The sequence below is a fragment of the Candidatus Brachybacter algidus genome (genome assembly GCF_016707225.1).
GTDB classification, from domain to species: Bacteria; Bacteroidota; Bacteroidia; order Chitinophagales; family Saprospiraceae; genus Parvibacillus; species Parvibacillus algidus.
In genome coordinates this window covers 1167656-1192216 of record NZ_JADJID010000001.1, presented here as the reverse complement: position 1 = coordinate 1192216, position 24561 = coordinate 1167656, and the positions used below count along the sequence as shown (strand labels likewise).

Below are 24561 nucleotides of genomic sequence, written 5' to 3'. Positions count from 1 at the left end.
CGACGGACTATCATTAATACTCACTTCCGACTTTAATCGCTTTAAAATTTGTTCGACTTAACTGCTTTAGCTGTTCAATTCCATAAGGGGACTAAAGTCCGATTTTCTCTTTAATACTTATCCGTTGGTTAGAACCAACGGCAATTTATTTAGCTATTCTTCAGCATTAAAATAGAAATCGATGGGTATTTTACCGTCGGTTTTAACCGACGGACATTCAGTTCCAACACTTCCGACTTCAGTCGCTTTAAAAACCTTGTTCGACTTAACTGCTTTAGCTGTTCAATTCCTTAAGGGGACTAAAGTCCGATTTTCTCTTTAATACTTATCCGTTGGTTAAAACCAAGGCAATTTATTGGCAACACTTCATTATTTAAAAAGAAATTGATCTATTGCCTTCTAAAGAAATTTGCGCAGATATCTCTACCGATATCATTACAAACAAATTTATTATCACACATATTGAATTTTCCGGTCAATTCATTGACAATTGGTAGAGTAATAATTTGAAGTCCATCTGTGTTTGCTTGTAATTTCCAAGTACCGTTCATATATGGCATCTCATCTTTCAATACTTTAAATGTGCTATCAGACATAAATTCTACTATTAAACCTAAATTGCTTTTAAGGTCCTGCTCCAAATTTGGAAAACAAATTTGTTTAAACCATTTCCACTTTCCTACAAGACGGAAATTTATAGCATCTGCAGTATTAATGACTATTTCCTTACAAAATACAATTGAATATAAATCAGGATCTATTTCATTCGTCTCCTTTTGGCAAGAAGTAATTGAAAAAATAAAAATAAGCAAGATGATATTATACATGAAATGAATAATAATTTTTTGATGGTAATTCATGGAATAATATTAAAACAATAATACTTTTTCTGATTAAAAGACACCCAGGCAATCACCACATACAATTTGATGGACGGGCAAACCTCAAAAAAAGAGGAAGTCCTTTGCCTTATTATATCAATAAATAAAGATATTTAATTAAAATCATAAATCCATGATAAAGTTAGAAATCAAAAATTAGAAATTAGAATGAACGCTATCATCGGAGCGTACCATTTAACATCCAACATCCAAAATCCAACATTTATTCGCCTCATTACCCATTACTCATCTCCCGACCACCTTACTTCCCTCCCGTAACGATCAATCCCGGTGTATTAAAATCAAGACTATACATCGTAAATATATTAAACAACTCTTCACCCGGAACATGGGAAATATTTCTACTAAATTTCAAATTGTAACTTCCTGTATTATTCTGTAGCTTAAAATTTGTATTATTCAACTGGTTCTTCTTTTGAATAAAAGCCGGCTGAACCATTTGAAAATAGGCTTGATAATTATATGGCTGAAATGGCAAAGAACGCGCCAGATAGTCCATTGCCCAATTATAAACAACTTCCTTATCCTTGCCTATTTCATGATGTACATCATATTTTACAGTAAAATTGCTGGAAGGGCCAGACCCATCTAAAAAATTAATGTTGCCAAACATACCTGTATTAAAATAATAATTCACGGAGGTTAAATTCCCTGTGGACATATAATTCTGCCAGAGTGCGCTAATTTCACCCTCTGTCAAAGGTGGTTTCAGATTGGTATCAATATTCTGCTTTTTTATTCTGTGAACCATATTTTGACTCCATTCCAACTTAAGATCTTGTGGCCAATTCCAATTAAAAAAGCCACCTTGAACCGTATTTTCATAATAATCCTGAAAGCCCCAAATTTTAGGTTCGGCTTTATTATCGTGATATGTTTTATTAAATAAATCAAGTACTCTAATACGCGGCTCGAAAAGCAAGTCCTCATTTTGAGATATCCCGGGATAAAAGTTTTGAAAATCACGTTGCTCAAAACCTTCATTGATTGTCATATTGACATTTAGCTTATTGCCATAGGAAGAATTAATATGTGTGTATTGTGTCCCTTGCAGGCTGGCTGCCTGCATCTTCGCCTTGAGCGTATTGAACTTTGAAGTTCTAAAATAGGTATGATACAATAGAAATTCATTTCCTTCTATTTGCTCCCCCGGAGGTATTAGCGTTAAATTAGCCTGCAATAATTCATCTTCAGTATTGAGGATATCTAAAGTATTTCGTAAGGCAACAGCTGTGAGCATATTCGGATTCTTTCTAATGATCTGCATGGCATATATTGCTTCATTTTCCAATGTAGGCATAGCGAAGGATAGATGTGGGTTACTTCCCCCACTATTATTTGTAAAGTTTACGTCTGTGACACTTTGGTCATCCAATTTTGTAAACCGTATCTTATATTGCATTGGTTGTCCTCCAAATAGACTTGTCGCCGGGAAATAATGATCCTGAGGTAAAGCCTGGGTAAAATATACTTTACCAAGATTCAATTCATTTTGAAGATAAAATCTTTCAAAAGGTAAAGGCACAGTATATTGTACGAATTCGTAGAGGTCCGGCGGCCAACTACCGGTTTTAAAACGGACTATCGTATCCTGAGACCAGATCCTATTATCAACCCTTAGCCAATTATTTGTTTGAAGGTCCCATGCTTGCACTTTCATATTTATGGTGTAATATCTATTTTGCTGCAACATTTGAACTGGGCGCACGACCATAGCATCATGAACATCCTCATTTAACCATCTTATCGGTTGGCAGGAAACAGTGTTTTTACTACCAAAATCCTCTTTCAAGGTGTAACTAATTTCAGGTCTATACTTGTAGTTGACAACGTTGGTGACTTCTCCATCTGTATCAAAAATGGGTGTGGGTATCACAATATCTTCACCCATAGGTAGCACAAAACGGGTTAATACCCTCGCTGATGGAATGACATCTCTTTCATCCTGACTTGGATCTATATGTTCGAAAAAGTCGATACCTGCCAAAGGATCATTGGAAACCGGGGAACATCTCTCTCCCACTGATAAATTAAAGGAGCTACTGCCTTCAAGTTTCCCACCCAATAGTGAGAAATATACAGCGGCCTGACCATGAAAATAAGATGGGGATGGAGCCCCTCCGGATAATGCGATAGCTGCAGCAAGAGAAAATAGATTAAATTTTTGCTCAACACCAAATACCTTAATCCTTACACCAACTGAGCCCTCTAACCCGGCATAGGCCTGGCCTTCAGCATACCAGCCATTGATGCCTTTTGCTCTTCCTGTATTGGCACAGGTCACGTCCTGTTTTGTGATGTTCATATCATATCCTAAATATACAGAAAGTGCCGCATATATAATTCTGGCATCTATAGAGGCATTAAGAGAGCCATATGCGCCATGTGAGAAACCTGCACCTGATTCATAATCTACTCCTCCACCTTGTGCATTGACATTAGTGGCACTGGTAGTTCCATCCAAATCTCCTGATGGATTGTTAAGAATATTCTGGACTTCAAGTGGAAGTGGCGGCAGGCTGGTAGGCACACCATGACCTACCATCATGTACAATTTGAAATTTGCTTCAAGTATATTTTCCAATGTCAATAATGCACTTCCTCTTGGATCATCACTGTCGTATGGATCAAAATCGGGTGCTCCCATGTAAAAATACCAAGTATCAGCACTAGCATAGAAAATACCATTGACCATTTGATTTGGAATAACAGGATTTTGCATATTTCCTACAAATGTACCGTCTCCAATATTTGCAGCCACTTTGAGTGAGCCATCCATATACCAGTCCCGCGTATCGTTCTGGGTGTAAAAGGCAAGTGCTACACCCACATACAGCTGTGGATCATTTCGCTCATTGATGGGTGTCATTACATAACCATCCCCTGTTAAGGACATCATGTCTAAACCACCATTGACGAATTGTGCAGTAAAGGTAATATCGGCATTGAATGCTGTAGGAGTTGGCATGGTTCCTAACATAATTCCGGCCCTTATCATGAATGAATTGTAGGTCGGCGTATATTCCGGTTCACCGGAGATCTCACCATCAATTATCGTGTAACTGGCAGTTTGTATGATGTTATAACCGACTCCTCCACCGAAGCCGTAGATCCCTACACCGGCACATATTGGTATCGCGGCCTCCGAACCAATTATCCCATCCACATACCAATATGGGTAAAAATTTTCACTATAGGCAAAGTTCTGACCTTGCGGGACTTCAGGAGGAGTTCCATAAGTACCAAAGATCGCAGACAATCTTCCGAATATTCCGGCTATTGGTAATGTAACACTTAGTGAACCTTTAGCACCTTTGTCACGACCTCCGCCCTCTATTGGATTATTATAAAACATGATCTTTCCTAGTATGGAGAAATTTTCCTTTACCAATCCTATGTTTATAGAGTCGAAAGTTACCCTGTCCAATCTTATTTTTTTTGCCACATTAAAAGCTCCTCCGACACCATTATCCATTATTCCCGTCAACACCTCCATAGATTCGATGTTTGAAACCAAAGAAAATGTTGCTCCCGCTGATAAGTCCAGTTCATCCATTCCCATTGAAAGCCCAATTGAAAATTGAACTGCGACAGTTTCAGCCTCAGCATCCAATGAAACATCAAAATTATCCATGGATATCGGAAAAGAACCAACTTTTTTCTGCGGGCTTGCAAAACCTAGGTAAGTATTGTCTGAATCAAATCCAATGCTACCGGAGGTATAATCTATTTGAAACTCCATTTCAGCCAACTTAATATCTGCAGGAAGTTCAGGCAATCCTGAGGGGTAATTTAGCTCTGTGTCAATCGATAATGTACCATGCAATAACGTCTTTATATATGGTTGCTCATTGGATCCAGGCATAAATACAACTTCCAAATACGAATCATCCGCTATTGTGGCATCAGCTATTAAAAAAGGAAATTCCAATTGTTGCATGACTGTTACATCAAATGCATAAATAAAATTTGGGTCCGGTTCATCATAAGCTGCAGTATTGAAGATGAGTGCTGTATATTTCAATAAACTGGAATCTCCGGCAAAAGGAAGTGTCATATCACCAGTCATCATGCCGTATTCTAACGTATTGTCATAAAAATCCAGTTGCAGCGTATCGATAGAAATCCCAAATCCACCTAGATTGCCTTTTTCTATTGGCAAGATATTTTCCACAAGGATATTCGCATAAAGCGCCGGTTCAATCAATAGATTTCTGACAATGGCGTATGTAGAATCAAGTAAAATATGGGGTGGCGGTGTAATACTTGCTTCGCGCAAGTAAAACCCTCTATAGTCATTGGTCGTGGTGTGATATCCATCCGGGAAGTCAATATTATCCGGATTGGCAAGATCACTCATGTCAATGAAGGCATCTGTAATATCAAATCTCCAACCTTTTAATCCGGTGATCTCAAAACTATTCATATTGACTTGAGCCATCCAATTGACCTTGCCCCACACTGAATTATTTCCACCGGTCTGATAGAAATAGCCCCCTGAAGTATCTGTCGAAGATTGTGAAGAAGTATCCTGTAGATTGTTTGCCAAATCAATTACAAAAGTAGCCTTAGCTTTGCTTTCATCTCCGTCCTGTTGATCATATGGCCGAATGACACTTCTGGGAAATTCAATTCACCAGCCAATTGAAATGATTGTAATCCCTGGCAATTGAATTGAATCTTACATGAATTAGCAATACCGGAGCTTCCTTTTAGTACTAATTCAAAAGCATTGTTATTATCATTTGGAAAATTTAAATCTTGCTGTAACTGAATCATAAAATCACCTCCAAAACCCACCGGGTGAATGCATACAGAATCAGCGATCATCATAAACATATTGTCACCATCAAAAATGGACAGTTTGGCACCAATAGCTACTTTTGCCTTAGCTCCGGTTGGGGTCAAAATGAAATCGGTCAACCCCATTATAAATTTATTCCCCATCAAACTTTGCTCAAAACCAATAGGTAAACCAATATCAGAGGAAGCAGCAAAAGCGTATATATTTCGACTATATTGTAGATAAGGAGCTAACATGTTTGAATATTGTTCGGGAACATAATTTAATCCCTGATCAATCATACCGTCAGCAATCGGAAAATTAATATATTGTGCCAGAGCAGCCAAATCGCCGGTATCATCTTGTATTGCTCTTACGGTACCTTCAAAAACCTGACCTAATTCGTTTATTTTAATATCCTTTACCTGAACATTGATTTTTACATTATTTAAAAAGTCAAGTTGAACTTTCGCTGTACCTGAATATTTATTATCATTTTCTGTTAGCTGATAATCCAATAAATAAAAATGACCTATTTTGATAGATTCGAGTGAATCAATGCCTGCTACGAAATTATTGTTTTCAATCAAAGGAGGATTGCATCGTGATTCACAGTCTGATGGAGTCTCATCTGCTTGCGTACTTCCATCACCTTCATCACCAAATACATCAGGCATCTCACCATAATAAAAACGTCTTACTTCTGAAAATTTCCCATTATCAAAACCAAGTATATTATTTTGGTCGATTGCCTGAATTCTTACACCATATTCATGACCGACGATCAGTTCCGGATCATCTGCTTCCTGATTGTAAAAATAATTTGTGACAGTAAAAACTTCTTTTTCGATTACTACAGGGATTCCGGCATCATTAAATAATTCTTCGATGTCCCAGTCATAATTGGCAGTTATATCAATGATCTTAACGATGTACTTCATATCAGATTGATCGTAACCTACGTTCAGGGGATATTCCCATATAATTGGAAAGGAAGGGATCTCAGAAGCCATGACGATCTCTTCCCAATATGGGCTGATGATCGTGGGTATGTTGCCATTCCCGATAGGAAAAACAATGCTACATCCATTACCGATCTGTTGTCTGGTATTATAATCATACACAGTAACACAAAGCGTATAGTTCCCTTCCGGAATCGAACCCAGAATAAGTTGAAGATCTGAAACACCTTCAATTATAAAACCATCAGCGCCTAATGTAGAATTGAGTTCTGATATTTCTTGAGTGGTCAATGTGACACTTTCGCCTCCATCAAGAACAAGTGGAGTCGGTGGTAAGTAATTTTCGTCTATAGAGATAGAAACTCCATTGTCACCGGCAAGGGTAGCCAACATATAAACATTCTGTTGGGTAAAAACGCTATTAATCAAAGTCGCTGAGTAGGCCTGTGATGCATCTTCCAATTGCCCAATTTCAGTTGGAAAAGGTAATTGCACGTCTACCATTACCTGAATATTCTGCGAACTCACTATACCTGATGATAGAACCAATAAAAATATAACCAAATCTCTCATAACTGACATCATTAAAATTTAAGACCATAACCCAATGAAAGTCTGATTTCATTAAAGGAATTACCCGAAAAGCTTTTCTTAGAAATAAAATAACTGCTAAAATTGACCTGCGAATGCTTCAAAACATTACAATTGATACCGAAGCGCTGATTCAATACCCTTCCGTCTTTTACCCCATTCAATTTATCAAAAGACAATCTAGTGGCAGAGCTGAAGGATAAGATCTTGTCAAATAGGGATTTTTGTAGTGTGACAGCAACCCCGGCTCTATTTCTTTTATTATCAGAATAACCATAGGAAGACACTATGAGTGAAGGAGAAACAGTAAAATCACTTTCCTTCCAGAAAAGTCTTACACCGGCATTTACATTGACGTTATTGACCTCACCACCTATTCTTGCCACAGGGCTCAGATCCATTAATGACTGTTGCTGAATACCTCCAAAGACTCCAAATTGTGTATTTTTTGACTTTTTTGTATAGTTAAAATTCAAACCATACATTCTACTGACATTGATATATCTAAGTGTATCATTGATCTCCACTAAACCATCCGTCGTTTCAAATTTGAAATTGGAAAAATTAGCCGAGACAAGTAGTTCCTTTGTAATCATCCAGCTTGTATTCAAATTGACAATAAGCCTTTTTCTTGACAAATAATCTAAATTTCGCAAATTATTGCGCTCTATTCCGACATTTGCGTTCGTGTTGAACTTAGCTTTAAATAATGCAGTATTCAATCTGAAAGTATAATTTTCAATATCAGCTTGTAAGAATGGAATTCCAAGAGATCTGTAATTGGGTTCTATCCTTCGATACTTAGCACCAATTCCAAAGTATTTAAAATTATATCTCAACTCAACTTCTCCTGCCAGACTTAGTTTAGAAGAGGCATTCAGCTCAAATAAATTATTTAAAAAAGGACTTTTGACGCTTTCAAGAGAAGATTCAAGGGCTAAATTATCGGTAAAAACACTTGCATTTATGGTTCCATTGAAATTCAACTTTTTAAATAAAAGTGTTTTCCATTCTGTTCCCATTACAATGTTCTTCGATGGATTAATTCCTACCTTCCTACGATCTAGGTCCAGTTCATCCGTCTGTTTATCCTTAATATGCAGCACGATGAGGTCAAAATAATTTCTTGAAGAACCAACACCTATTTTTCCTCCTATGATGGACCGTTTATATGTTGGAATTAACTCAGCTCCATAGACCAATGTATCTCTCTGTGCCAAAGGATTTTGCATATTTCCTGCAAATGCTGCAAAGCGAAACTTTCCGGGAGTCAATTCCAAACCTCCTCCGAAAAAGTTTTTTCCTCCAAGTGTATAATTCGAAAAACGCATAGATCTGTGTCCAATATGTACCTTGATCCATTTGTAATAAGGACTCATTCCAAACTTATTGAATGAATGGCCATAACTGAACTGCTGATCGCGAAAGGAAAAACTCAATGGTACTGTGATCACACTCAACTTGAAAGTTAAATTACCTGCAAGATTGTAAGAATAAGGACTCCGACGATTGTCAATACCACGTACATTATAATATTGACCGGAGGCAAATATTCCTCCGGAGAATGAAGCTTTCGGCGGTACGATAAGGGTTTTTATATCCTGAGCTCCTACAGCTGTGCACAGGAACATCAGGCATATAAAACTGATGGTAAGTTTATTATCTTTCACCTTCATTTATTTTATGACAGTGAATCTTCTTATTAAAGTGCTTCCGCTTGCAAGTTCTATCCTTATAATATGGACACCTGAATTACATGACATTAAGCTAATTGTAACGTCCTCGTTACCTTTGACATTTTTATCAAATACTAAGCATCTATTATAAACATCATAAATAAACCAAGCCTTAATTTCGGAACCTCCTTTTACAAGTTTCAGATGATCATTTGCAGGATTTGGGTACACTTTGATAGATTGTAAAATGTCATCCACGGCTGACGTGCCATCACAAACATCACCAATTCCATTTCCATTTGAATCAATTTGATCTGGATTAAAATCCAATGGACAGTTATCGACCACATCCTCTACCCCATCGCCATCGTCATCTGCGTCACAAACATTTCCAATTCCATCATTATCTGTATCTAGTTGTCCGGGATTGTAATCCAAAGGACAATTGTCATCTGAATTTTTTATTCCGTCACCATCAATATCATTTGCACAGACGTCACCAATGCCATCCCCATCAGTATCTAGCTGATCAGGATTTGGAGTAAACGGACAATTATCGCTAATATCAGGAACGCCATCATTGTCGTCATCGTCATCACAAACGTCACCCTGGCCATCACCATCAGCGTCAGACTGATCGGCATTTGGAATGAAAGAACAATTATCCGTGTCATCTCCTACTCCATCATTATCATCGTCATTGTCACAAATGTTTCCTATACCATCACTATCTGTGTCTAGTTGATCAGGATTATACACTAAAGGGCAATTATCTGATGAATCAGTAATTCCGTCTCCATCATCATCATTATCACACGCATCACCCATACCATCGCCATCAGAATCTAATTGATCAGTATTGTAAATATTTGGACAATTATCAAGTACATTCGGAATGCCATCACCATCTATATCATCGGCACATGCATCACCTATTCCGTCACCATTTGCATCAGCTTGATCAGGGTTGAATGTAAATGGACAATTATCAACGTTATCTGGAAAACCGTCATTGTCATCATCTGTATCACAAGCATCCCCTATACCATCATTATCAGTATCAACCTGAAAAGTATTAAAGGTCAGAGGACAGTTATCAACTTCATCGGGAATTCCATCATTATCATCGTCGTTATCACAATCATCTCCCTTTCCATCTCCATCTGTATCAATTTGAGCTGGATTGAATATCGTTGGACAATTGTCTTGATTATTTGGAATCCCATCATTATCTACATCATCGTCACAAGCATTACCAATGCCATCCCCATCTGTATCAGTTTGGCCAGGATTTGGTATCGTCGGACAATTATCCTGAGTATCGGGTATTCCATCATTATCATCATCCGCATCACAGGCATTTCCCATTCCGTCTCCATCTGTATCAGTCTGGTCGGGGTTGGAAATCGAAGGGCAATTATCAGCGTTATCATTTATGCCATCGCCATCCGTATCATCCTCACAAGCGTCACCAATGCCGTCTCCATCAGTATCGGCTTGACCCGAATTAGGTGTGAGTGGGCAATTATCTGAAACATCAGGTACACCATCATTGTCGTCATCTGTATCACAGGCATTTCCCATGCCATCTCCATCGATGTCTCCCTGATCTGCATTGGCTGTCAATGGGCAATTGTCTGAAACGTCCGGCACCCCGTCATTGTCATCATCGTTATCACAGACATTACCTATACCATCGCTGTCAGTATCGAGTTGATTCGCATTTGAATTTAAAGGACAATTATCCTGTGTATCGGGTATACCATCGTTGTCGTCATCAGCATCACAGGCATTGCCCATACCATCATTGTCTGTATCTAGCTGATTTGTATTAGAAACCAAAGGACAATTATCTGAGGCATCAGGAACACCATCATTATCGTCATCGTTATCACAGTCATTACCCAGACCATCATTATCGGAATCCAATTGATTGGTATTGGAAATTAACGGGCAGTTGTCTGATACATCCGGCACTCCGTCATTGTCGTCATCTGTATCACATGCATTACCCATACCATCGTTGTCTGTATCGAGTTGATTTGGATTGGAAATTGAGGGACAGTTATCTTCATTATCGGGAACACCATCTCCATCACTATCAGGATTCAGATCATTGTCCAGTGTAATAGGAATTTTTGTAAAATATAGTGGGCAACCGTTCAATGTAAATTTCGCTTCATAATTGAAATTTCCTTCTCCATATCCTGACACATCTTTTAAAGAATTTGTACCGGGAGTAAAAGTGCCAATGACAGTAGAAGTCCCAACGGCATACAGGCTATTGTTTTGAAGTGTTGTAGAATAAGGGGGAGCGCCGTGATAAAAAGGCGAAATCGTTCCTCCTGGATATGTCGATCTTGGTATTAATACAATCTCATTATTGGTAATTTTTGTAAGATCTAGTGAACCGTTGTAGTTGACAATTAGACCCGTATTTACAATATTACCTGTAATGGAATGACTACCAATGAAAGTGTTATTAATTACTCCGGCATTTGTAAAAGTTCCACTATTTTTTTGCATTTTTTTAGATAAATTGAGAATTCCGCATCCGGCATTGACTAAAATCCCTCCTGATTCCATTAAGATGCCGGTTGCAGTACCTGCACCAGTTAAATTAAAATTACCGGTGTTATTGAATGTTGAACTAGCGAGTTGAAGATAAGCGGTATTACTGACGTTATTAATAGTCATTATACCTGCATTTTTAACAACTCCACCATCTTGATTAAAAAAACCACCACCTAAAGCAGCGTTTATATAAACTGAAGTGTTTCCTGAAGTATTAAAATCACCATTATTTATAATCCCTACGCCTTCTGCACCTATTATATCTATTTCTCCGGAACCGGAAAGATTGAATTCATTGGTATTATTTATCCCGGATGCCCCAACATTTGTGGAAGTCGTAATCGACCCACTAAAATTAATCATACCATCATTTCTAATCGCATTTTGTTCTACATTCATGACAGTTATGTTAGAGTTCGCCCCACCAATCAAAGTTCCGGTATTCGTAATTCTAATTCCATTTTGACTGCTATGTTGCACAATTATCTCACCAAATAGATTAATTACTCCAGCACTTTGAATCGCATTGCCATTAATATCAGCAAAAGTTATACTGGCATTTTCATTGATTTCTATAATACTTGTAGAAGTCATATTTAACCCCGGACCTGTGTGGAAAGGATAATTACCGGTGTTCATTGGCCCTGTTGGTATGATGACATGATCGTTTCCATCTGCCAATTGTGATGAAGTTAATCCAACCCAGTTTGCGGCATTGGAAGTCGAACCATTCTGACCACAGCCAGTCCATACGATTGTGTTTGAATTCGTGATGATACTGCCTGTATTCGTGCCAGATATGACACTTCCATTTGGATTCGCTATGACTCCTGAATTAGAAGTGATCGTCGTGGGCAAGGATGTTTTAAGTCTAATTATACCGGAATTGACCAAATGGGTGGCTGTAATCTGCTCACTAGTGGTTTCATTTATTATACCGCATGGATGATTGAAAAATTTGCCTGAACCAGAAACAAGGATAAAAGCATTTCCGGTATTCGCTTTATTATCAAGAATTCCATAATTATTAAATGTTCCTCCTACTGCATCAATCCCACATACAGTAATCGAACCGGTAAATGATATTTCATTATTATTATTAAAGGTACTACCTGTTCTATTCCAGATGCCGGTTTCTCTGATATCCGGACCCATGAATATAACTCCGTCATTGTCAAAAAGACCAAAGTTGTTTATTCCTTGCCCTACAGTTCCGGCACCGCCGGTATTTGATATATTTATTGTACCAACATTTGTAATAGAACTATTATTATAAATACCATCAAAAGTATTGAGCGTATTGATTGTTATTGTACCATTATTTACCAGTTTGCTATTATCAATAACTGAGAGACTCTTAGCTACTGCCAAAAAGGCAACAGGAACAGTTACTTTAGATGAAGAACCCGTTATTTTTACATTATGATTTTCTTTTGGAATAGTTCCTAGTGACCAATTTGTTTGAACATCCCAATTACCGGTATTACCAATCCAGGTATTATCTTGAGCACATAAATTAATTGAAACAAAAGCTAGAAGTAGAAGTATAAAATATCTCATGATAAGTTGTTTTTATGAATATGTAAAATTATATACATGGAAAAAAAAACCTTCATTCTTTCGGGTGATTTGTTAGGCTTTGTTAATTTGACAATTATAAACTTTCAATTCAAAAAGATTATATTATATTTCTATTTTGCAAATATTGAATTTTGAAAGAAAAGCTAAACATACCGACCTTAAGCCCAATAATATTGAGGCAATATCATATCATGAATAGCAACAAGGAGCTATTAAATGATGATACCATAAGTCAATTCTTTATACACTATTTTAAAGAAGGTGATGTATATTTCAACATACCACTTCCTCCACATAAGAAGACAGTAAATGACTTTGTATATGTAATAAAGGGCAAAATGACTAAGTCTGTAGGAATAGATTCGTTCGAGCTTTTTGAAAATGATTTATTATTTACACCTAAAAACAATATAACTTCTACATCATTATTATCAAAAGACTTAGAAGGTTTTTACTGTCACTTCTCTGATGAGTTTATTGGTGCGAACCCATTTTTAGACATGTTACATACGCAGCCAAGTATAAACGATTATTTTCACTTCACAAATCAGGACTCAACAAATTTATTTTTTATATTGACTCGTATTCGTAATTTATATTTAAGTAGAAAGGAACAACCTGGAAATTATCGTCTAATATCTTTTTATCTATCTACTGTTATTGCAGAGTTGTTTCTAACATTTAGAGAAAAACCTATTAATCCAGAAAAAAAGAAAGATGTATTTTATAAGTTCAATGCTCTGGTGCATGCACATTTCAAGCAAAACTGGACTATCAAAGAATACGCTTTCAATCTAAATAGTACTCCAAATCATCTAAATAAGCGTATAAAAAAAGAAACCGGTAAAACAGCTTCCGAAATAATAAAGGCGGTCACCATTCTTGAAGCTAAAGTGCTAATTCATCAGACGAATTTAACTCTTAAGGAAATAAGTACGAATCTTGGCTTTGAAGATGCTTCGTATTTCAGTAGATTCTTTAAAAAAGAGACAAATTATAGTCCTACACAATACAGAAAGATGATTGATTTGTCCTAATATTGGCTGAAAGCGTCCTGATTTTATTAAATTCTTCAACATATCTTTGCAAAAAAATATTAAGTAATGAAACAGTTTAAATTTCAATTTCTATTATTGATTTTCGCCTTAAGCATCTTCTCCATTAGTTCATGTAAAAATGAAGAAAAAAAGGTTGAAGAACCTGATACCACTGTGGAGGAAGAGGAAGTGACAACTCCAAGAGAAGATACTGTGCAAGTAACATTGGAAGGTGACGATATGATGAAATACAACTTATCTAACATTGATGCTTATGAAGGCCAGGTAATAGTTCTAACTTTAAAGCATATAGGAAAAATGGCTAAAAACGCTATGGGGCATAATTTTGTGCTTTTAGCTCAGGGAACAGATGTAAATGCATTTGCCGAGGAAGCGGTAAAAGCAAGTACTACCGGATATGTCCCTGCTGATCATAGCAAAATCATCGCATATACCGACCTCATTGGTGGTGGAGAAAGTACCACCATAACTTTTAATGCTCCAGCCAAAGGCAGTTATGATTACATCTGTACATTCCCTGGTCATCACATGACCATGAAGGGTAAACTAAGTGTAGAATAATCCCTCATACTTAATCTAATATTTCTACAAATGCCGCATTCGCGGCATTTGTTTTTTTATAGAAACAATTGGTCAGTAATTCAAATTAAATTTTAAAAATCATAATTCAGAGCAAATTTATTTATTGAAAATCTTTAAAATTATTCTGTTTTATACGAAACGCAAATATAAATAAGACCAATAAGATAATTCCATTTCGTATAAGCTATGCAATTAATTAAGATCAATCTTTAATGGCTTATTCATTATTTTGGCAGATTCCTCCCTTCAGTCGGAATGACAAAACATTTGTTTTGAGGGGGTGAAAAATGAGGCGGCTGCGCCGCCTCATTTTTCACCAATATCCAAACGACTTAGCGTCTTTCTGAGCGAAGCGAGTAATCTTTATTCGCAAAACGTAACCCAGCTCGGTATTGTAAAGCTCTGTATTTTATGGCAAATTATTAGTCAATTATATAATTCCAATTCGTATTATAAGTAGAAATCTGAGTTAAAATATAACATCAAATGTTATTCATAGCTAGTATCGAATAGAAATTAGTTGAGTCCCAATAATTATTTTCAATTGAAATTCAGCTTTGAATTATTCCATAAAATATTGGTCATTAAAAAATTTCGTTACCCTTAACATTTTGACCCTAAAAAATTTAAATTAAATTTTGATTATTGATTCAAAGAAAAATATTTAATGGAACACATTGCTGCAAAAAGTTAAAAAGAAGTTTAACCCACTTTTTGAAACTCTTTTATAGTTACTTTGACCGTGCATCCTTTATCATTGCTGATCTCCAAAATTGCATTCATTTTGTCACTTAGTGTTTGTATGAGTTTACTCCCAAATCCTGGATTTTCTTTTCCCGAGATGTAACCTATTCCATCATCACTTATTCTTAGTACCAACTCGCTATTAATTTCCTGTAATGTAACTTCTATTTTACCTGAAAGTGATTCGTTAAAAGCATGTTTAAGCGCATTGCTTATCAATTCATTTGATATCAGGCCCAACGGAATTACTGTGTCTACATCTAGGATTAGAGGCGTAATATTTTTGACCAGATGGATTTTATCTTCACTGATATTGTAAGTATCAAACAGTCCTTGAATTAGATTTTCAAAATAAGTTTCAATGTTGACGCCAGTTAAAGATGTATCACTATAAAGATTTTGGTGAAGGATGGCCATCGCCTGCACTCTGCTTCGACCTTCTGTAATAGCTTGAACTGCATTGGCATCTTTGATATAGACTGTCTGAAGTTTTAATAGACTTGATATCACCTGAAGATTATTCTTTACTCTATGATGAATCTCCCTTAATAGGATATTTTTTTCTTCTACCGATTTTTCAATGATGACATTCCTCGAACTTAATTTTTTATTAAAGGTTATTAACAGATAAATAAAAATACCAAGTGCCAGAGCGCCAACTAACAAACCAACTAAAAATAATCGTTGAGTTTTTATGACAGAATTTTTTAAAATATTAGTTTCATTTAAATTTGATATTAGCGCTTCTTTTTTTTGATTCTCGTATTTTTCAGTCAGGTCAAATAATGCCATTTCCTGTCCTTGATTATAAAGCATGTCTATGCTTTGGGTGTAAAGTTTAAAATAATGAAGACCTTCAGAATAGTTTCCGGCGCCTTCATAAGCTTTAGATAGTAATAACAACGCATCGGCTTCAATACGAGGATTACAATTATCTTTAGCCAATACCAATACTTTCTGACCTTTTCTAATAGCTTCCTTGTAATTTTTAAGATTAATAGCTCTATATCCTTTGAGCAAAGGTGTTAACATATCCACATCCACCCCAATTACTTCTATACTATCCCCTTGTTTAAGGTAAGAATTCATCAAATCGAACATTTCCATTTTTTGGTAGACCTGCGCAATATTTAAATAAGTATTACGCAACATTTTCGAGCCGGCTTTTGCAGTTTTAAGTACCTTTTGGTATTCATCTAAAGCCTGCTGGTATAATCTATTAGATATTAAAGCTTTGGCTAGGAAAAGTGCGACACTTGAATTCCTGAGTTTTGAATATTTTTTTTTATCTGTAATATTAGCTGCTAACATAGCATATTCAATCGATTTCGAAGGATTACCTAAATCGGCATAGATTGATGACAGGTTGTTATAATAATTGATCTGATGAATAACATACAGACTGTCAGCAGGGATCATTTTTTTGCCCATAATAAGCAATTCACCTGAACGCTTAAGGTCACCTTTTCCCTGAATCCATCTGGAATATGATGAATAAGCTGATGCAATGATGACAGAATCAGAAATTAAACTATTGCGCTCAGAAACTAAAAAATCATTTGATTTGCCCAGAAAGGGTTCCATCATTTCAATTCCCTTCTGAAAGGATGTGATACAATTGTCATCTTGGTTAGACATAAAAATATACCCTTCCATTATGCGATATCTGGCCATCAAATATTTATCTTTTCCGACAAGATCTTTCATTTTTACAAGCGTAGAATCAACATTCTTTGGATCTTTGAATAATCTGTAATAAGTAATTATTTGGCTAAGAAAAGCATATGATTCCCTGTTATAGTAGCGCGATAATGCAATTTTGTAGCCTGTTAAATTAGTAATTATGTATGTGTCTTTTTCTTCAATTAAAAAATCAATAGTGGCATTTATAAATCTCAATAAGTCCTTAATATCCTCTGAATTCATTTTTTGAACAACCGGAAGTCTAGCGAGGCTATCTGATACTTGCTCAGGGTTATTACCTGACAAAAGAAAAGCCAACAAATACTCCGCTTGAACCTGCGTATTTTTATCAGGAAACTTCAAGTCTTTCCTTTTTAAGAAATTTTTGGTCGCCTCTGTGCCATTTATATTCAGATATTGCAATATAGAATCTTTGTCAATTAGATTTGCATACCCAATATTTCCAGAGGATGATAAAATAAATATCAATGCAATGATCCGATGGAAGATATTACGTTTTATCATTTGTATCATTTAGATTTTTTAAGTGGTTAGTTATTTCAATATCAATTTCAACCAACGAATTTAATAATTTATCGATATTTTCTTTCTCTATCAATAACATACTTAACTCTTCGACCTTAAGATCTTCATTCATTTTAATGATCTTAGCCGAATGGGCCTCTTCATTCAAACCTTTCATAATAAAAAAAATTTGCGTGCAAATTAAAATTACTTTTTAGAAATAGATTCACCCTAAAGTATTAATTTAAAGCATTGAACTTAATTACTTTTGAACAAAATTAAAGAGACGAATCGTGCGCATTTTAATTGTTGAAGATGAATCTATCATAGCTGCAGATCTTGAGATGACCTTGCTCGCAAATGATTATGAAGTAGCTGGTATCGCTTATGATAGCACACGTGCGCTGGATATGATCTCCAGCAGAAAACCTGACTTGGTTCTTTTAGACATCTCGATCAAGGGAAATTTGAATGGTATACAAATTGGACAAATACTTCATGAAAACCATAACATCCCATTCATTTTTGTTACCTCCTATTCGAGTAAGGAGGTACTTGATTCTGCAAAAGTTACGATGCCATATGGATACATCGTCAAACCATTCAATGACCGCGATATCATTAGTTCAATCGAAATTGCATTGTACAACCATAGTATGAGTCATGACAAAGGACTTCCTTCTTTCGAGGTTGTTAAACAACACTTCGGACTTTCAATAGCAGAATACGAAGTACTTAAAGCACTTTGGGAAGGACTCACAAACCAGCAGATTGGGGAAAGAATACATTTGTCAGTCAATACAGTTAAGACCCATTTAAGAAACATATTTTCTAAACTTGATGTAGAATCAAGGTCAGAAGCCTTGGCTTTTTTGAGGAATTTATCATCAAGTTAATATACCCTATAGTAAATATAAAATTTATAACTACTTAATAATCAACAATAATAACTGCAATTTCATTTACATTCACCAAAGATTACTTTCTTTATTTTAATCCATTTTATTCTTAGACAAAAGGAAATATTTAGTTGACCAGTTATTCCAATAAAATACCCAATTAAAAAATCTTGATTAGTAACTCAAGTTTCGGCAGTTAAGAAACAAAGGTAGATGGCTGATGTTAGATGTTAGATGGAGCTTAGTCAATTGATTCATATTTTTTCTTTAATAAGTTTAGTAGAAAAAATATCCATGTGATTGATGGAAAGCCATCTAAAATCTACCTTCTAACATCTAACATTTTATTTAAATTTAAATTTATCTTTCAAAAAAGAAAATTTGACTACCTAAACTTGAGTTAGTAATAAAACTTCAGGATGCTATACCAAGAAATTCGATTCGTTATTATTATGTTGTCTTTACAATTTGAATGACTAGAATTAGTTATTAAATTTATTGTTTAAAAGGACTAAGTTTGTTTCATGTTAAGAATAGCGGTATATGATGATAATGTATCAAGGCGTGAAAGCCTCAATGCTTTAATTTCCTTATCACAAAATATGGAGTGTGTAGGGACATATGGGAATTGTGCTAATATCCTAAAAAATGTTGCTACTGATAAACCTGACTTAATATTGATGGATATAGAAATGCCAATTGTAAATGGTCTTGAAGGTGTAGTAATTGTCAAAGAAAATTTCCCACATATAAAAATCATTATTCAAACTGCATTTGACGATGACGATAAGATCCTTACTGCGCTTAGATATGGTGCAGAGGGTTATATACTAAAAAACGCCTCAGTGCTACAAATATCACAAAGCATTGATGAGGTAATGGCTGGTGGCGCCAGCATGAGCCCATCCATAGCATTGAAGGTAATGAGGTTTTTCAGTAGTAAAGAATCAGAAAAGAGAGACCTTAATTTATCAGAAAGAGAGTTGGAAGTTTTAAAAAATCTATCTAAAGGTGACAGTTACAAAATGATAGCTGACGTGCTCGGAATCAGCTATTTTACAGTCAATAGCCACATCCGAAAAATATATGAAAAACTTCAGGTACACTCAATGGGTGAGGCAATTTCAATGGTCCATAAATTGAAGCTCTTTGATACTGACTAGTAAATATTAATATTTTTACGAACATACTGTCACTAGTATTAGCTATTGCCAGTTATGATGATGCAGGCTACATTTACAATAAAAAAAATTATATCTGTAATTCTGCGCTCATGATCAAAATTCTACTACAAACAATAATTCTATTTTTTTGCATTCAATACACTTTATTTTCACAAGTTGAAATACTCAAGGACATCAATCCGGGCACAGCAAGCGGGGCAGAGACCGGCCAAAGTACTTTTGATGCTTTTAAGCTCATCAACAATAAAGTCTTTTTCCGTGCCACTTCAGCTACAACTGGCTCTGAAATATGGTCGACTGATGGCACAGAAGCAGGAACTCAAATATTGAATGATATTAATCCTGGAGTACCCGGTGGAGGTATGGCGCCAATATTCAGGCTTGGTGATAAATTAATTTTCGCAGGGTACAATTCAACCTACAAAACTGAGCCTTGGGTGTGTGACTTAGATGGAAACAATGCATCGTTGCTAAAAAATATTGGCCCACCCGGTGTAAATGATAATGGAATTTCTGGCGTTTTTCAGGCAATTGTCTTCCAGAACAAGTTGTTTTTTGCAGCAAATAATGGCGTTAATGGCAAAGAATTATGGGTGACCGACGGCACTTCTGCAGGAACAGTTCTCTTCATGGACATACTGCCGGGAGACGAAAATAGCAGTAGCGAACCTAGAAATTTCACAATTGTTGGAAATGAGTTATTCTTTAGAGCTAGTATTTCTATTTGGAAGACCGATGGAACTGTTCCCGGCACCATTCAATTAATGCCGATTAATACTTCTGTCACAACGGACCTAGTAGCATTTAATGATGATTTGTATTTCGGCGCTTATGATGATGCACATGGTGAAGAATTATGGAAAAGTAATGGCGCACCAAGTGGAACGATGATATTGAAAGATATTGAAACGGGCATAGAGCCTTCATTTGCATCCAATATTACCGCCGGTGAAGATCTGCTTTATTTTACTGCTCAAAGTGGAGGACTTGGTGTCGAGTTATGGAAGAGTGACGGCACAGAATCAGGCACAGTTATGGTTAAAGATGTTAATCCGGGCGCAAATGGAATGATTCCATTATATGGAACTTTTCAAAGATTTGATTTGAATGGAATTCTTTATTTCGCGGCAAACAATGGTGTAAACGGAACGGAAATCTGGAAGAGCAATGGTACTACCTCGGGGACCTCTATGATCAAAGATATACGTGTATCCGGTTCTGCCCTACCTACCGGATTGAAAGGCCATTATGATTTGGTATTTTTTTCAGCAAATGATGGTACTCACGGCACAGAGCTTTGGAAGACAGATGGCACAGAAGCCGGCACTGTGCTCATGCAGGATATCAATCCAGGTTCAGCCAATGCTGCTCCCAAAAATTTAACTTTCATAAGAGATCGCCTTTATTTGACAGCTACTGACCCTGATTTTGGAACAGAAGTGTTTTATGTTGATAATCCTTGTTTCTCTGACTTGCAAGTTGTAGATGCTGACTATCATGAAGGGTTGGGAATAGGGTGCGATAGTGCCGCAATAGTTGAGTTTTCTTTTGAGTCAAATGACAATTATGATACATGGACTTTGTCGCAGCCCGATATATTGTTGCTGGGGTATGAAGGGACATGGACAGCTCCTAAAGGTCAACATATTATTGTGTCTATTCCGGCTCCAATAGATCCTAATTTTCTTTGGTTATTTTATGCATATCCAGATGAACACGTCGAATGCACTGCCATAAAGGATTTCTCTCCTGTACTCACTGATGGCTGTAATGATGAAGTGGCTGTTAACATTAAAAAAAGACCTACTGGGTTATTTTCTAATAATGGAAAGGTGGGATTCAAGCTTACTACTTCGGCCTGTGCGGCAGTATCAGGATGGACTGTAGTGATGACAAATATACTGACCTATGAAGAATATGGTGCCGCGGCTACATCCGTTGACGACAGCATATTTATCGATGACTTACCTGTGGGTGGCTATATTTTTAGTTTTACCAACTATTTATGCCCACTAAAGATAGATTATGATCAGCCGATTTTTTTAATTCAGGCTAATGATGATTGCGACAGACCTAATAATCTTACTCCAAATCCCGGTGAGTTTACAGATCCTGGAACGCAAACTATTACTGGTACTTCGAATAGCAATATTCCCTCTTCTTGTTATAACTCATCTGGAGCACCCCAACAAAGCGACTTGTGGTATACGATGGATATTGAAAACACAAACAGTGGCATAGTTAGCTTAGGAGTAGTGCCTGAAGCCGATGGCTTTGATGCCGCAATTACTGTATACAAAGGAAACTCTTGTGGAAGTCTTACGGAAGTATCTGGCGGTTGCGTCAATAACTTCCAGGGAAACATGCAGGAAATAGTCAATATAGATCCAATAGAATTATTTAACGGAGAACTTGAAACACGTGAAAATGTAAAACTTTATATAAAAGTCACTGATCTCAATGGAACCGGAGGTAACTTCAATTTTACACTTCAAGGAATTCCTCTACCTATCGATTTACTTTCTTTTGAAGCATCAGCATACAAATACAAAGAGGTCCAAATTTCATGGAAGGTTTCAAACGAGATTAATATAAAAAACTATCTGGTAGAACGTACCATTGAAGCAAAGGCATGGAATACTATCGGATCTGTACCTTCTGGCAATGCAACTAATTATGACTTTATTGATAAAACTCCAAAAATAGGAATCAATTATTACAGGTTAAAAATTCATGAGGCAGATGGTAAAACTTCCCTATCAGGGATAAAAAGTGTTTTACTAGGCAACAACAATAGCCTTGCAGTTTATCCCAATCCTGCTAACGATAATGTCAAAATATTAGGCTGTACGGAAACTTCAAATTTAGTAGAGATATACAATACAAATGGCTCAGCTGTTCAAACCAGGTTTATGTCAGGTAGTCTAATGGCTTCAAATGGACTAGACATTAGTGCCATTGCTTCTGGTGTATATACGATAAGGATAACAAGTCAAAATAAATCTCAATTAGTGAGGTTTATAAAAAATTAATAATAGAGATAAATTATTGTAATTATGTACAGCTGTTTGAAAGTCAAAAACGATAACTAAAGTTGTTCAATTTATTTATTGTGGTAAAGAAATATTCGTGCAAAACCTTATGGATTCAACCATGAATAGATAGATATGCATGAGATGCTTTAAATAATTATCTTTGGTTGATTCATATGAATTATTATATTGCATATTTTGCTGGGAATTGATCTATTCATAAATGTTTCACTTGTTTAAAATTATTAATTTAGAAATGAAACTTGATATGACCATTCGTGGACTGATCAACTATTTCTTCTCACTTTCACTTTTATTTAGAAGAAAGAATCAATGAAGGTCAGAATAAGAAAAAGCAGTTTTATTACCTTGAAAAAAAAATATTTATTTTTTTCATTCTTTATAATTTTATCATTTATTGGTTACACCCAATCAACGAATCTCTTGTTTAATCATTTAAACAAAGAAAAAGGTTTCTCTCAAAGCGTTTGTAATGGCGTCTTCAAGGATTCAAGAGGATTCTTATGGATCACCACACATAGTGGCCTATATCGGTACGATGGGGTTAAATTTGTCGATGTCACCAAGAATAATACTTCATTGAAAAGCCATTCTCTTATAAAGGTGTTGGAGGATAAAGATGGTAATCTATGGTTGAGCAAATATGATACCGAACTAATTAAATATGATCAAACACAAAACACCTTTGAAACAATTGATTTAGGAATTGCAATTGCAAAAAAAGGAATTAAACTACAATCTATCAGTATTCTACACATAGATGAATACAACAGACTTTGGATAGGATCCAATACCGGCCTATTGGGAATTTATCATCTAAAAGAAAAAAAATTACAATTTCTTTATATACCCCAAAACGAAGATTTAAGTATTGTAGCGTATTTCCACCCCAATGAAATTTATCAATCGTCTTTTTATTATTATGATTATAAGGCTGGAAATATTTACAGAAGCGCAATTGACTCTTCTCTTAAATTGCAATGGAAATTAAAAAATGTAAATCCAAAATTCTTACTCTTTGATTATGCCATGGGATTGAAAGATGAAATCTGGAGTATTAATAAAGGACTTCTGTGTTGTTACAACTGGATCAGCAATACGATTACTAAATATTATTATAAGGGAAAAAAAATCAATACTGGAAAGTACACTCGAATACTCACTGATGGCAATGAGCAATTATGGATTTCCGCTGAAGATGGACTTTATTGTTTTAGTTTAAAAGAAAAAAAATACATCAATAAACTAATAAACAGTCCAGAAGACCAAAATAGCATTTCACCGGGGGCCGAACCTATTATGTGGGATTTAGACAATAATTTATGGCTTCTTAGTTTTGGAAATGGTATAGATTATTGCAACCTAAATAATTTCAGATTTGATCATTTGCTAAATAAGGTTGCTGCATCACATTACAAAATAAACAATTTCATCCGAGCCATTGAAAGTGATGAATTCGGAAATATTTATGCCTCAATTGAAAAAACAGGTGTAGTAAAATTAGACAACAAAGGAAAGTTCATTAAAACCATTGTGAAAGAAAGTGGCTTGTCATTTGAATGTATGATGAAAGATAAACGTGGAAATATCTGGATTGGAGGCGAACGGTTAATTCAATATCTACCTAAATCTGATAAAACTATAATCTCAAACCAATTTTTTATCGATAGAATAATATCAATGTTAGAAAGGCCTGATGGAAAACTATTGATTGGAACATATGGAAATCTATTATTATTTGATACCGAAAAAGATTGGTAAAAA

The 24561-nt window shown here is 35.7% G+C and carries 13 protein-coding genes; 6 read left to right on the top strand and 7 right to left on the bottom strand.

Annotated elements, in window-relative coordinates; genetic code table 11:
- Positions 1–389 precede the first annotated feature (389 nt).
- The 5 genes from IPI15_RS04810 to IPI15_RS04790 form a co-directional block, all read right to left on the bottom strand.
- A complete protein-coding gene (locus IPI15_RS04810) occupies positions 390–827 on the bottom strand; it encodes a hypothetical protein (protein WP_287401089.1) in 438 nt (145 codons plus the stop codon).
- A 316-nt stretch (positions 828–1143) separates the two neighbouring features.
- Positions 1144–5451: a hypothetical protein gene (locus IPI15_RS04805; protein ID WP_287419363.1), complete on the bottom strand. Its 4308-nt coding sequence runs from the start codon at positions 5449–5451 to the stop codon at positions 1144–1146.
- Positions 5452–5456: 5 nt separating this feature from the next.
- On the bottom strand, positions 5457–7220 hold the full coding sequence (locus tag IPI15_RS04800; RefSeq protein ID WP_287419362.1) for a hypothetical protein: 1764 nt from the start codon (positions 7218–7220) through the stop codon (positions 5457–5459).
- Between the two features lie 11 nt (positions 7221–7231).
- A complete protein-coding gene (locus IPI15_RS04795) occupies positions 7232–8908 on the bottom strand; it encodes a hypothetical protein (RefSeq protein ID WP_287419361.1) in 1677 nt (558 codons plus the stop codon).
- A 6-nt stretch (positions 8909–8914) separates the two neighbouring features.
- Positions 8915–13048 carry a thrombospondin type 3 repeat-containing protein gene (locus IPI15_RS04790; RefSeq protein ID WP_287419359.1) on the bottom strand — a complete coding sequence of 1378 codons (4134 nt, stop codon included), beginning with the start codon at positions 13046–13048 and terminating at the stop codon, positions 8915–8917.
- Between the two features lie 212 nt (positions 13049–13260).
- Between IPI15_RS04790 and IPI15_RS04785 the strand changes: the two genes are divergently transcribed.
- Positions 13261–14106, top strand: a complete 846-nt coding sequence (locus IPI15_RS04785; protein ID WP_287401083.1) for a helix-turn-helix domain-containing protein — start codon at positions 13261–13263, stop codon at positions 14104–14106.
- 66 nt (positions 14107–14172) lie between these two features.
- The gene (gene azu / locus IPI15_RS04780; RefSeq protein ID WP_287401081.1) at positions 14173–14688 is read left to right on the top strand and encodes an azurin; all 516 of its coding nucleotides are present in this window, start codon (positions 14173–14175) and stop codon (positions 14686–14688) included.
- 723 nt (positions 14689–15411) lie between these two features.
- Here the strand turns inward: azu and IPI15_RS04775 are convergent.
- Together IPI15_RS04775 and IPI15_RS04770 are read right to left on the bottom strand one after the other, a co-directional pair.
- On the bottom strand, positions 15412–17661 hold the full coding sequence (locus IPI15_RS04775) for a tetratricopeptide repeat-containing sensor histidine kinase (RefSeq protein WP_287419358.1): 2250 nt from the start codon (positions 17659–17661) through the stop codon (positions 15412–15414).
- Positions 17648–17839: a hypothetical protein gene (locus IPI15_RS04770; protein WP_287419357.1), complete on the bottom strand. Its 192-nt coding sequence runs from the start codon at positions 17837–17839 to the stop codon at positions 17648–17650. The genes IPI15_RS04775 and IPI15_RS04770 overlap by 14 nt, the downstream gene beginning before the upstream one ends.
- A gap of 115 nt (positions 17840–17954) precedes the next feature.
- On the opposite strand from IPI15_RS04770, the gene IPI15_RS04765 reads away from it, so the two are divergent.
- From IPI15_RS04765 to IPI15_RS04750, 4 genes are all read left to right on the top strand, one after another.
- On the top strand, positions 17955–18557 hold the full coding sequence (locus IPI15_RS04765; RefSeq protein WP_287401078.1) for a response regulator: 603 nt from the start codon (positions 17955–17957) through the stop codon (positions 18555–18557).
- Positions 18558–19084: 527 nt separating this feature from the next.
- Complete coding sequence (locus IPI15_RS04760; protein WP_287401077.1) at positions 19085–19723, top strand: response regulator; 639 nt, start codon at positions 19085–19087, stop codon at positions 19721–19723.
- Between the two features lie 110 nt (positions 19724–19833).
- A complete protein-coding gene (locus tag IPI15_RS04755; protein ID WP_287401076.1) occupies positions 19834–22776 on the top strand; it encodes an ELWxxDGT repeat protein in 2943 nt (980 codons plus the stop codon).
- A gap of 444 nt (positions 22777–23220) precedes the next feature.
- The gene (locus IPI15_RS04750) at positions 23221–24558 is read left to right on the top strand and encodes a ligand-binding sensor domain-containing protein (protein ID WP_287419355.1); all 1338 of its coding nucleotides are present in this window, start codon (positions 23221–23223) and stop codon (positions 24556–24558) included.
- Positions 24559–24561: the final 3 nt, after the last annotated feature.